Annotated in this window: 14 protein-coding genes; all 14 read right to left on the bottom strand. The window is 21.3% G+C overall.

Annotation, left to right across the window (positions count from 1 at the left end):
• Positions 1-6: 6 nt before the first annotated feature.
• Complete coding sequence (locus tag SCORR_RS03170; protein WP_094049062.1) at positions 7-372, bottom strand: hypothetical protein; 366 nt, start codon at positions 370-372, stop codon at positions 7-9.
• Positions 372-848, bottom strand: coding sequence for a hypothetical protein (locus SCORR_RS03175; RefSeq protein ID WP_094049063.1), 477 nt, complete (start codon positions 846-848; stop codon positions 372-374). The genes SCORR_RS03170 and SCORR_RS03175 overlap by 1 nt, the downstream gene beginning before the upstream one ends.
• A gap of 11 nt (positions 849-859) precedes the next feature.
• Complete coding sequence (locus SCORR_RS03180; protein ID WP_094049065.1) at positions 860-2,629, bottom strand: hypothetical protein; 1,770 nt, start codon at positions 2,627-2,629, stop codon at positions 860-862.
• Between the two features lie 35 nt (positions 2,630-2,664).
• Positions 2,665-4,344, bottom strand: coding sequence for a hypothetical protein (locus SCORR_RS03185; protein ID WP_094049067.1), 1,680 nt, complete (start codon positions 4,342-4,344; stop codon positions 2,665-2,667).
• A 1,003-nt stretch (positions 4,345-5,347) separates the two neighbouring features.
• Entirely contained in the window at positions 5,348-5,695 is a 348-nt protein-coding gene (locus SCORR_RS03195) for a hypothetical protein (protein ID WP_094049072.1), read from the bottom strand.
• Between the two features lie 79 nt (positions 5,696-5,774).
• Positions 5,775-6,449 carry a hypothetical protein gene (locus SCORR_RS03200; RefSeq protein WP_094049074.1) on the bottom strand — a complete coding sequence of 225 codons (675 nt, stop codon included), beginning with the start codon at positions 6,447-6,449 and terminating at the stop codon, positions 5,775-5,777.
• A gap of 43 nt (positions 6,450-6,492) precedes the next feature.
• On the bottom strand, positions 6,493-6,660 hold the full coding sequence (locus tag SCORR_RS05430) for a hypothetical protein (protein ID WP_157705376.1): 168 nt from the start codon (positions 6,658-6,660) through the stop codon (positions 6,493-6,495).
• A 401-nt stretch (positions 6,661-7,061) separates the two neighbouring features.
• The gene (locus SCORR_RS03205; RefSeq protein ID WP_094049076.1) at positions 7,062-7,262 is read right to left on the bottom strand and encodes a hypothetical protein; all 201 of its coding nucleotides are present in this window, start codon (positions 7,260-7,262) and stop codon (positions 7,062-7,064) included.
• A 292-nt stretch (positions 7,263-7,554) separates the two neighbouring features.
• On the bottom strand, positions 7,555-8,043 hold the full coding sequence (locus SCORR_RS03210; RefSeq protein ID WP_094049078.1) for a hypothetical protein: 489 nt from the start codon (positions 8,041-8,043) through the stop codon (positions 7,555-7,557).
• 108 nt (positions 8,044-8,151) lie between these two features.
• Positions 8,152-8,502, bottom strand: a complete 351-nt coding sequence (locus tag SCORR_RS03215) for a hypothetical protein (protein WP_094049080.1) — start codon at positions 8,500-8,502, stop codon at positions 8,152-8,154.
• Between the two features lie 585 nt (positions 8,503-9,087).
• Complete coding sequence (locus SCORR_RS03220; protein ID WP_094049082.1) at positions 9,088-10,065, bottom strand: hypothetical protein; 978 nt, start codon at positions 10,063-10,065, stop codon at positions 9,088-9,090.
• Between the two features lie 24 nt (positions 10,066-10,089).
• Positions 10,090-10,266 (bottom strand): hypothetical protein, encoded by a 177-nt coding sequence (locus tag SCORR_RS05435; RefSeq protein WP_157705378.1) that lies wholly within the window; start codon positions 10,264-10,266, stop codon positions 10,090-10,092.
• Positions 10,267-10,684: 418 nt separating this feature from the next.
• Complete coding sequence (locus SCORR_RS03225) at positions 10,685-12,358, bottom strand: ATP-binding cassette domain-containing protein (protein WP_094049084.1); 1,674 nt, start codon at positions 12,356-12,358, stop codon at positions 10,685-10,687.
• 85 nt (positions 12,359-12,443) lie between these two features.
• Entirely contained in the window at positions 12,444-13,103 is a 660-nt protein-coding gene (locus SCORR_RS03230) for a hypothetical protein (protein WP_069116315.1), read from the bottom strand.
• Between the last annotated feature and the right edge of the window lie 14 nt (positions 13,104-13,117).

Below are 13,117 nucleotides of genomic sequence, written 5' to 3' on the forward strand. Positions count from 1 at the left end.
TTCCTTCTATTCTTCTACTCTAACTTCAGTTTTACCCAATAATAACTCTGAACTTGAAACAGCAGTTATATATACTTTTGAATTAACAATTGATTTATTATCACTTGTAAATGCATTATCACTATAACTTATTAAATAATCAGTATTTAATTCAGGTATGCTAATAGATAACCTATTAAATAGAGAAGTAATATCTAAATTGATACTTTTTTCTACTTCTGACTTTTCAATCCCGCTTTTAACATTATTTATATTAACCATATCCAGATATACCTTGGTTTGTCTTTCATTTGATATAATCTCACAAGAAACAACTGTAATTGAATAACTAGAAAGAATAATTCAGGAGAATAGCTTTAATAATTTTCTCATTATTTCATACCTCCTTCATCAGTTTTTACTTTTAAAACAATGTACTGATAAATTCCAGAAACTAATAAATTATTAATATTCTTTCAAACACCATCTAAATTAAAGAAAAGATAAATATTAAAATACATTAATTTTTCATTATTATTTGTGTAATCTTCACTGCTATATCTATCAAATTTATAAACTAATAATAAAATATTATCTTTTGGATTCATATTTACATCAAGTGAAATTTCCCAATTATATAATTTAATTTTTTTTACTGTATCATTAATTCATTCAATAACTTTTAAATCATTATTATCAGTATAAGTATTTTCATTATTAACTGATTGTACATATAAATAATTAAATGTAATATTACTATTTGTAATTGCAGGACCATATTTTAAATTATCACCAGAACAAGAAGTAGTTATACATGAACTACTAATTATTAAACTTGTTGATAATAAAGAAATAATAATTTTTTTCATGTTAGCCTCCTCTAATTGTCACTACTTTTTTTATAAATAAGTTTTATATAAGCACTATAAGCTATAACAATTAAACTTATTGATGATAATATCCAAATTAAATATGGTGTATATATATGAAAGTAAGGTTCTGGTTCTTTATATTCATTTGGTATTTTTGGGTCCAGAATTGTTTCTAAATCATTAGACTTTATTATATTGTTTCAATATAATGGTATTTGGAATGCAAACGATTTATAAATAAAAGCTTCATAGTATTTATCTTCAATACCAATATTATTTGCCATGATAAAAAAATGCATAAAAGGATTTAGATTATAATATAAAGTATTTCTTGTCTTATATTTAAGATATGAAAAAAATTTATCAGAAGTTACTGTTTTAGGTTCTTGTTGTAGATTAATCAAAAAATAAATTAAATTAGAAAAATTATAAGGAACAATAAAGTGCTTTTTAATTAATTCAATATTATTTTCTAGAATAAATTTTTTTTGTGTATTAATAATTAATGAATTAATATTTGTATAAAAATATAATTGATAATAATAATAAAATTGATTTCTTAATATTTGATCAATTGAATTAACTTCTGAAACACTACTTTCTATTAGTTTTGAAAAATCAATATTTAGTAGAGTATTTTTTATACCATTATTACCTTTATAAACTTCAAAACTATTATTATTTATAAAATAAACATTATTTAAATATTGATTTGTATTTGAAGTTGTATCAACTGGTTCAGGTGAAATAGCAATTAAATCTTTTAAGAATGGGTCGCTTTCTTGTACCTTCAATAAATCAGAAGAGAAGTCTTCGCCAAATATAACCGTTAATTTATCATCAACTTTTAACGATTCAATATATTCTTTTATAAATGTTGTTAACTTATTTTGTTTATTCTGATAATAAAAATCTAACGTTTGTCAGCTACTGCTACTAATATTTATTAAATAATTTTTAATTTGATTAATATCATTATTATTATGTTGATTATATCCACCATTTATTTGCTTAATATTAAAAAGATTTTCATTATTAAAAACATCGTTATATGCAATTATTCTGGTGGTATCATTATAATCTGCATATAACTTATTTAAAATTCTATTATTATTCTTTCTTTCCAAGTAAGTATCATACAAACCTAAATTGTCACCCATAGTAACACTTGATAATGATAAATCTCCAATATTAATAATATATAAAATCATTGGTCCAATTGTTGGATATAAACTAAATAAAGTAGCCATAATTCATGGTAGTGGTAAAGTTGATTTCATTTTCTTTGTACAAACACTTAATATTAAAGTTATTGATGTAATTAATAAATCATAAGCAATCAAAGCAAAAATACCAAATGAGTATTTATTGGTTATTGGTTCTTGAACTTTAAATGTTGTTATATTAGATAAAGTTATAAATAAAATAAATATTACAAAGCAATAAGTTATTGAACAAAGTTTATTTGATAATATTCTTGATATGAATATATTAGATGGTCTCTTACCCTTTCTTATCATTAACGATTCAATGTTTGAAATATTATCTTGAATAAAAAAATCTGTTATATTAGCTGTATTAAAAAAAGTTAAGAATAATAAATTTAAGACAATCAATACTATAGAAGACGTAGTTATGCTGTCTGCTTCTTTACTAATAATAAAAACTATAGACATTATAATAATGTTTATAGTTAGAATAATTGAAGTTAAAATAATAAATATTTTACTTTTTAATATTCTTAGTAAATAAAACTTAAACAGAAAAACTTTACTCATAGATACCCTTTCAATCAACGTTTTATAATTAGTGATTAGTTATTTTCAATATCATAAAATACAACAATGCTACCAATATATTTTGTAGAACTTTCTTTAGCAATCAACTCAGCTAAACTCTCATCATAAAAACTATCGCCAATCATTATTTCATTTGCATCAAGATTTATTCCTGGATTTGCTAAATTAATATACTTAACAATTTCTTCAAGTGTTGGTAATGAATTATTTGTTGTTATTGTTCCTAATCTATCGTTAGAAACCAACTTTTCTAGATCTTGACATTTATAATAAGTATAATTAACAACAAATTCACCAAAATATCTCATATTACTCTCGTTACATGAAATTGTTGCACTATTAGATGTAATTGATTTAATATAATAATCTCTTTCTGGTAATGAGATTTCATTATTTAATTGTGAAACTTTTGTTAATATGTCTAAAAGAGTTGGTTTATCTTCTGTGCCCTTTATTATATTTAAGTCTTTGTTTTTTACTACGTTGTTAATATTAGAGAACTTAACATACTCAAGAAATACTTGAGTTGAATATGCATATATTTCACAAGTTTTTTTTGAATCTAATGTAACTATATAATTATCTCCATAATTATTATATAAACTGAAAACAAAATCATCTAATTTTAAATTAAGACCAACATTTAATTCATTTATTCTATTAATAATATCTTCTTTAGAATCTTTTATATTATCTCCTTTTATAACCCCTAAATTTTTATTTTTCACTGCACTATCTAATAATCATTTATAAGTATAATTAAACTCTACTGTACCAGTGTAATAACTACTGTTTGTAGAAATAACTATAACAGATTTTCTATTATCAATTTTTGATTGTGTTTTATCTATATCACTATCTTTAAGTTGTATTCCTTTGTATTTATTATTTAATTTATCTAATATATCTTGAAAAGTAGCTAATTCATTCTCTCCATTAAACTCATTTAAATTTAAGCTTGCATTTGAAATATCTTTTTTACTTATATCACTATTAATTATGAACTCTAATTTTCTATCAGCGGCATTTTTATATGAAAGCTCAATAACAGCAGTTTCATCAAACGTAACATTATTAGCTACTTTTAAATTAATTGTAAACGAAGATTTGTCGTCACTACTATTATTAACATCAATACTTTCAAAGTATTTATTATCTTTTTCTTTAGTAAATAATAATTCATCTTTTATCGGTTTATTTATTGTTACATTATAATTAATAACATCATATGTTTTAACTATTATAGGATTATTAAAATTAGTAACTATTTCTGGTCTATTCTCGTTGGATAATACTATTACTTTGAAATTTGATCAATTTGATCCAATTGATAATGATATTTCATCTTCACCTGCTCTTAAACCTTCAATCGTTAATATATATTTTTTATTTCTACTATCATCCGATACATTTTCTCCAAGTTTAACATCCGATACATTTGTATAGTTGTTTCGACTATAAGCACTAAGTGATAAAAGATAAGCGTTTTTTACTTTTACTTCAACTTGTATTGTTTCATTCTCATATACTTTTTGATCACTTACAGTAGAGAATTCAATTTCATTATCTTTATCTTCAGAAATGTTTCAACCGGAATTATCACCAGATTGATATTGTACTCCACAAGAAACCATAAATAAAGAAGGTATAAATATTAAAAAAATAAATGTAAAAAATAGTAATTTACTTTTCATTATAACCTCCTTTTAATTATTATATAACTTATAATGTGAAATATAAAAAAAAATAATAAAAACAGAATCAGCTAAAATAATTAATATTATGATGTGATTATTATTTAATATAAATATAAAAGCGGGTTAAATAATATGATATTATTAGTTAACTATAAATCTATTTTTTAATGTAGGTATGATAAATTATTAATTAACTCAAGTTGTTAATTATTTTTATGTGAAAAATAGATTTTAGGTCCTAAAAATTAATATTTAACTATTTAAATTATATTAATCTAAATTTAGTATCAGCTAATAAAATTTAATTGTAGTTTAATGGGTTAAAAAAATACTTATAATAAAGGTTTTCTATAAATAAAGTATTAACTTTCTTAAATAGGAAAATAATTTATTTCATAGAAAGAACTTTTTTTATAAATATTTAGAAATTTAAGAATGTAGCAACATAATGGATATTGGGCACTTAGCAATTTATCTAGTTTTGACTAAAATATATTAAAAATATTAATGAAATTAAACTAGAATACCTCGATAAAACAATATAATATTTAAACAGTTTGTGTTTAATGATAATATATATATTTCATTTCGTACTTGTTTAGAAATATTTGAAAAATAACTCTGAAAACATTTGTATTAATAAATTTGATAAATTATAAAATTAATTTTCGTATTATTTAAATTAAAAAGAATAACTAAATTTAAGTAGACCATTTGCAAATATAATAAATGGTCTTTTATATATTAAAATTATATTTTATTTGTTGTAAATTATTGTAAAAATTTAAGAACTTCTTAAAATAATAATAAAAATTTTCCTTATTTTTAAATTTATTACCAAAAGTTTTATAAAATTTTTGTTTAATTCATCCACTTAGACTTTCGTTTGGTGCATTATGTTTAAAGCCTTTTTTAGACATAGAATGAACTATAGAATCATTTTGATTTACATAGTTAAAAATAAACTCATTAGCAAAGGTAAAACCTCTATCAAATTGTATTATCTTTTAATTTGCTTTTTCAATGGCATAGTTATTTGTTTATTTAAAAACAGATAATGCACTATTTGAATTTCACTTTTATCAAAACTATAACTAACTATAGTTCTTTTTTCTCAATCATATGATATTAAACAATTAATTCTACTCCTGTTTTTTCCATTATTTAAAAATATCTTAAAGTTTGGTCCATCCATACCGATTATATTTGGTCGACTATAATTCATTTCCACCAAGTCTTCTCTAACATAGATATTATGTTTTTTTGATTCTGATTTTTTAACACTATGTTTCTTTCTACTTGGATTATTTAATATTCATGGATGACCTGCTCTAATTTTTCTAATCATTTTTTCAGATTCTTTTATGCCTTTATTTACATAAATTCACTTACTTATTAAATTTGCGCCGCTTTCAAACTATTATTTTTTAGATTATATCTATTATTAGTTTTTTGGCTATTGTATATCTAGGACTATTAAAATTTGGTAAATCATTAAAATATAGACCATTTTTAAATATAATTATTGGGTTCTCTAAATTATTTTTTAGTTTAAACTTAGAAAATGTATTTTTATGAATTTTAAAATAACTAATTAATCTATTAGTTCCCAAGCCATGCTTTGCAATAAAATAATATATTTGACAGCATGCATAATGTTTATAAGCTTTTGTTGCCATTATCATTATCTTGTCCTTCATGCTCATCTTCAACATGTTCAACATTATAGTTGTTGTTCAAGAAGGTATGGACTTTTCCAAAATTTCTTTACTTGCCATTGCTAATATCTTTTCTTCTTTTTCGAACTTTAATTGTTTTTTTAAAAGTCTAATTTTTTCTTTTAAAACTTTATTTTCTTTTTCTTTTGTTTTTAAATCTTTAGATACAAATTCTTTTTTTAATTTTTTACTCATTATTTCAACTCCTTTGCATGTTTTAATTCTACTATCATAATGAATAAGTTTACTTTTTTTATCTCAAATTCTCATTAATTGAGAACCAACCTTAATATTCATTTCTAAAGCAATTTTATCTAAATTTTCTCCTGATCATCACCTTTTTAAGGCTTTCTTTTTTAAATCTTCACTATACTTTCTAGGCATATTTTCCTTTCTAATATAAAAACCAGTTGTATATACAACTGGTCTACTTAGCTTCCTTTTTCTTAGTTACTATAATCTTATTTTCATATTTTTTAAATATAAATCTAGGTTCACTAGAACTTTCATTTAAGTTTAATAAAATAGATTCATGTATATGAAATTCATCATTCTCTTTAAAAATAATGTTAAATCTTAATATATTCTCAACCATTCTTCTTCTTTGTCAATTATAATATAAATTCTCTTAATTATGCTTTTTTGTAAATACTTAAGTCTGCCTATATCACTTTTTTTAATAATTCTATAACCATATAAAAAACTAGCTAATTATGTCCAGTCATAATCTTTTTTTATGAAATCAATCTTACTGTTTAAATTATCAAATTTAATGTGACTACTTTTATACTCTCATTTATTAATATTGCTTAAGATTTTTAATATTATATTACTAGCTTGATCATTGGCAGAAAACTGTTGAATTACACCATCATTAATTAATTCTTGACAATGCTCTTCGCTAATAACTAATTGTTTTTCATTTTCAGGTTTTATTACATATAAATTACTTCTAAAATAATTTACAATAATATCTCCATATAAATCTTCATTTGATTAATCAATATGTAAAACATACTTCTCAAAATTTTTTATATTATAATAATCACTTGATTTACAAATAGAATACATATGTTTAATTGATTCTTCGATAAATAATATTGTTTTATGATTATCTACACAACTAATGATTACTAACTTATTTATATCTTCAAAATTTTTTATTTTACCTGATGAGTTAATTATTTTAAACAACAACAAATTACTATTTAAAAATTTATTGATACTATAACAATTTTTAAACTGACTTACATTATTAATTTTTTTTTATAAAGATTCTGCTTTGTACAAACCAACATCATGCATTTAAAAAGGTTGTATTACAATATTTTTAAACTCAACTTTATCTCCATCGATTAAAAATAAATTATAATTACTATTTAAGAACTTTGCTAATTAACCTGATAATAAACCACCCGTTCCACCAACACCAATTAAATAAATACTTTTGTTCATGTTATTTTCCTTTCAGTTTTTTCCCTGCGAAAAATTAAAATATTTCCTTATTAAAATTAATAAGTTCTGCTTTTTCACTATCTCTTTTATCATCACCATCTAATCGAATTTCTAAATCAACAATACCTTTTATTCTCGATATTATTTTTTTAGAAGTTTGATTGTCTAAACTTTTTAAATAATATTTTTCTAACTCATCAATGCTATAGATTGAAGTGATGATAGTTATAAAATTATTTTGTAGTCTTGTTGTTTCATATCTTAACTCAAATAATTTATATATGTAGGGTGCTGTTGAAAAATGTATAAATTCAGCTCCTAAATCATCAAAAATTAAAACTTCTTTACTTTTTAAAGTTTCAGATGGTGTTTGATTGATATTTTCAAAACTTCCAAATTTTCACGATAATTGATAATTAGCAATTCATTCTTGTATATTAATTATTTTTTTATTTGCTTTATTTATTTTTAAGTATAAATATTTAACAAGTTCTGTTTTACCTACTCCAAATATTCCATACAAATAAATACCTTTAATTTTCTTATTTTTTCCATTATTAATTAATTCAATATAAGGTTTAAAATTTAAATAACTTAAATCATGATCAATATTAATTTTTGTTTAATCGTATTAATTAATTTTCTTATAAGTTTTTATTTCTTTTACAAAATTTCTATAAGCTTCAGATTTTTCATTATTAAGATATTTAAAATAATTTGCTATATCTTCTCCTTTTATTAGGTTAACTTTTTTACTGCTAAAATCATATATAATCTCTTGATAATAATAATCTTGATTTGTTTTATAATTTTTAATATTTACTTCAATCCCAAATCAACCATCAAATTTACTATTCAAATAATAAGATTTATAAAATCATATTGTTCCATTCAAATTTCATGGTGATTGAATAGCAAACGCTGTTTTATTTGGATTTCAACCTTTAAACCAATGATTTAATAACCATATTTTTTTGTTCATTTTATTTTCTCTTTTCATAATTGTTTAGTTTAATAAGTTTTCAAAGAACAGTAGTTATAATCTTAGATTATAATCTTAGATTAAAAAATAATTATGTAGATAAAAGTGTATTAAAATATAAATAATTAACTAACAAAATAATTAATAATTGAATAAATTCTAGATAACAATCATAGATTATAATCATAGATTAAGTTATCTTTACTCATTTTTACATTATAAAAACAAACTAGAAACTTTAATAATTTATTTATTATGAAGTTTTTAAATTTATGTCATGACTTGATATTAAGAAAATAAAGTGGTTATATATTTATTAATGAAATATTTTATTAATCTAAAATCAATAAATTTATTTATTCGCTATTATTTCGCGATAGTTACTCACCCTCTTAATCTTTAATAACCAAAATAAAAACTGCTTTATTAATAGCAGTTTTTTATATAAATGGTTTTATTTAAATCCCCTAATTATTTCTTTCGCCCAAATTAAAAACGCCGGGTTGTTACGGCGTTAATATTTATTAAACTTAAATTTTATTATATTAGTTTATTATCTTTAATAATTTTTTTTGCGTACTTTTATTAACTTAATGGTAAAAAAATTAATGCTTCTAATGTCGAATTCTTATTATTATAGTAATAAATATATTTGGAATTAGTAGATTCAGTTTTTTGGGACTTAATTTGTAAAGTATCAAGCACAAAGGTTTTATTTAAATTGAAAGTAATATCATTATAGTATGTGGATTTGCGTTCTATATTAAATCTTTTTTTTAAAACTTCATTATCTGAAGCTTTTATTAGTATATTTGAGTAAACTTTTCTAAAATAATCAGACAATTTATCTCATATAGTAGGATGATTAATTTTAAACTTATTAGTTTCATAAATTAAATTGTTATTTTCATCTGATTTTAGGTAAAAATCTGCATCATTGGATCCGTTGAAGTTTTTTATTATATTGTCTAAATCTAAATAAAAAGTTCCAATTATGTAATTAATCTGAAGTATTTTAACAAATACATCAACTTTATTTCCATTTTCATCTATAGCAAAAGTATTATAAGTAAAAAAACTCACATTTTTTTCTCCATTACCATTGTTATTAACAAATAAGTTTGAAGGTACTATTTTCCTTGTATCTTTTTTTAAATTCATTTCATTAATGTAATCATCCAATATTAAACTATCTAATGAAGACTTGTTTAATGATATGGCACTCATTAATTCAATATCATAAGGTTTTTCTTCACTAGGCATTTGAAGTATTGAAGAATCTGTAAAGTAAGAGTTAATTTTATTAACTTCAATATTATTTTTTCACATATTATCTGAAAAACTAAATTTATATTTGTCAGAAACTAAATTCAATTTATTTTCATTTATATTATAAATTTTTAAAGTTCCTAACTGTCCTGAAACGTCCTCATTATTTCAATTTAATTTTGTAACTGGGTTTTTCTCTTCATGCATATCGCTGGGATTATCTGAACAAGATATAGTAACAAAACTTTGAAAAACCAACATAAAAGACACTACATAATATAATATTTTTTTCATTTTTCTCCTTTATTTTTAACAATTCTATTTTACCATTATTATAAATATTCTATTTTTATTATAGCATTGATTGATAAATTTCTTCGGTCAAATCATCGATGTTTGTAGATTCATTTCTAAAGCAATTTTATCTAAATTTTCTCATGACCAATACCTTTTTAAGGCTTTCTTTTTTAAATCTTCACTATACTTTCTAGGCATATTTTCCTTTCTAATATAAAAACCAGTTGTATATACAACTGGTCTACTTAGCTTCCTTTTTTCTAAAATATATTACAGTATATTAATAAAAAATTAATTAATTATACATAAAATAAAAAAACCAAGTACGGCCATGGTATAGAAATGGTCTACTTAGGTTTTTTAAACAGTGTTAATTAGTAACCTTATATTTTAATTTAATATATACAATTATTATAATTAAATTCAAAATTATAATATTGGTGAAAGTAATCTATTTTATAAAAGGTTTATATTATTATATTATGGTTAGATAATTGATTTTTTTTAACTATTTTGTAAAAATAGTTTATTAAAGAAATTGAGTTATCAAATGAGAATTTATTAAATTAAATTTTTAGGTTATTATAAGGATAAGATTTTTATTATCTTATACTCTTTAACTGAGTTTTAAACAATTTGTATTTTTTATTTTATTATGACTAATAACTATTATTATTTTATTTTTTGATAAATCATTTAAAATATCATATGCCACTTCTTTTGATTCCTTGTCAAAAGCACTATCAAATTCATCAAGTAATACCACTTCTCTGTCTTGTAAAATTACTCTAATAAATAATATTTTTTGTAACTCTCCTTTTGATAATCAAATACTTTCATTGTCAATTATAGTATCTAATTTATCATCAAGTTGCATTAACTTGTTATATAAGTTAAATCTTTTTAATAAATTGGTCAACATATCATTATTTAAAATACTTACTCCATATGTCAGGTTATCAAAAATTGATTTATCAAATAAATTTAAATTTTGACCAATATAACTAATGCTCAAGTTATTTTCGATAGTTTTAGAATCCGTTGAATTAAAATTAATTAAACCTTCATAACTCAGTTCTAATCTAGCTATACAATTTAATAAGACTGATTTACCAATACCATTTTTTCCGGTAATATAATTTATTTTGTTTTTTTCAAATGAGTAATTAATATCTTTTAGTACGCATTTCTCATCTATGATAATTGAAAAATTCATTAGACTTATTGAATTAATTAACTCATTAAATGATAATTTATTTAAAAATAGACTAAAATCATCATTATTTAATTTATATAATTTTAAATTTCTAATATTTCGGATTAGTTGCATCAAAGGCATACACATCATACCAATAGATATAAAAAAGACAGGTAAGTATATTGCAATCTTTGAACTATCTGAAGAAAATACAAAACCAATACCTATTATTAATGCACTCATTGCTAAAGGACATAAGAAAGTTAATAAGCTATTAATTAAATTATTAAATATTTCAATAATTGATATTTTTTTATTTTTATTTTTATTATTGGTTATTAATAGATCTTTTTCTCTTTGAATCGATGAGCTTATTTTTATTTCATCTATATTTACACATAGATTTACATAGTCTTTGTCAAGATTCTTAACTATTGATTTATGCTTAAATACATATTTATTCTTTAAAACTCAAATAATCAAACACAGTACTAATACAATTAAAAAGCAAGACATAACTATGAAGTATAACATAAAGTTTTTTAAACATAGCACAATTGATAAACCTACAAAAATAAAAGCAACTTGACCAAGAATTAATGGAATTTTTTTTCAATAATCTTCAACTTGACCAAGTGTATCAATTAATTTATTTTTATAATTATCTTTAGATAGTTTTCCAGTTAATTTATTATCAATATATAGTTTTTTCAAGTATATATATTTATACTCGTTTCTTTTATAAACACCTAACTTTTTTGATAATGAAAATGATAAAAATAAGAATATGAAATTAAATACCATTATAACTATTGTGATTCAAATTCAATCATTTCAATACATTTTATATTTAAATAAATATGTGTAGACACTAAAACCATCAAAATAAACATGAGGATAAAAATCTCATAGATAATATTGTGTGGCTTCATCATTCAACCCAACAGTTTTAGCTAATCTGACATAAAACTTTGAGAGTAAAAGAGAAATTATTTGTTCACTAATTAATACTTGTACAATTATTAATATTGTTGAAAAAAATATAGTTAATTGTAATAAAACTATTAAATAATTACTTTTAAAGATTTTCATATCAAATAACACCCCATGTTTTTTGTAAAAATGATATTTTATTATGTTATATACGTGAATTAAAAAAATACTTTATAAGTATTTTTTATTCTTGAGTTGTGACGTTTAGAATCATCCCACCATTATAAGACAATGATTTATCTGCTTTACCATAATTATAACTTCCTGAATATAGGACATATTGCACTACATTATCAATGGTTTTTTCTTCTACTAAAAATAAATGTTTAAAAATTGAATTTACAAATGGCTCGATTTTATCTTCAGACACTTCATCTATTTTAAATAACTTACTTATAAATGTTTTAGCGTCTACTTTATTAAAGAATAAATTTGCAAATGCATAAACTTGTTGAATAGTTTTGAAATTAAAATCATATCCTTCAAATCCTTCAGTTTTATTTTCTTTAATATAATTTTGAGCAATGGTAGCAACATATTCATAATTAAAACCTAAATAATAGTAATATTTTCCACTAATTACATCATCAACAGGTTCATCCTTATTTTCACTTGGTTTTGAATACTGTTTAATAATTTTTGATATTATAGCTTCTGACGTTTTATCTTCCTGTATTTCAGATTTTTTTAGAGTAATATCTTTACTTATACCATCTAATGAAGTAATATCTTTATCAATCTCACCAACTTCTTTACTTGATGTTCCATCTCCACATGAAATAACACTTGAAGCTGATACTGAACCAATACTAATAGCTCCTAACAATCCTAATATTTTTTTCATTATATACCTCTACT

It is taken from the genome of Spiroplasma corruscae, assembly GCF_002237575.1.
GTDB lineage: Bacteria > Bacillota_I > Bacilli_A > Mycoplasmatales > Mycoplasmataceae > Spiroplasma_A > Spiroplasma_A corruscae.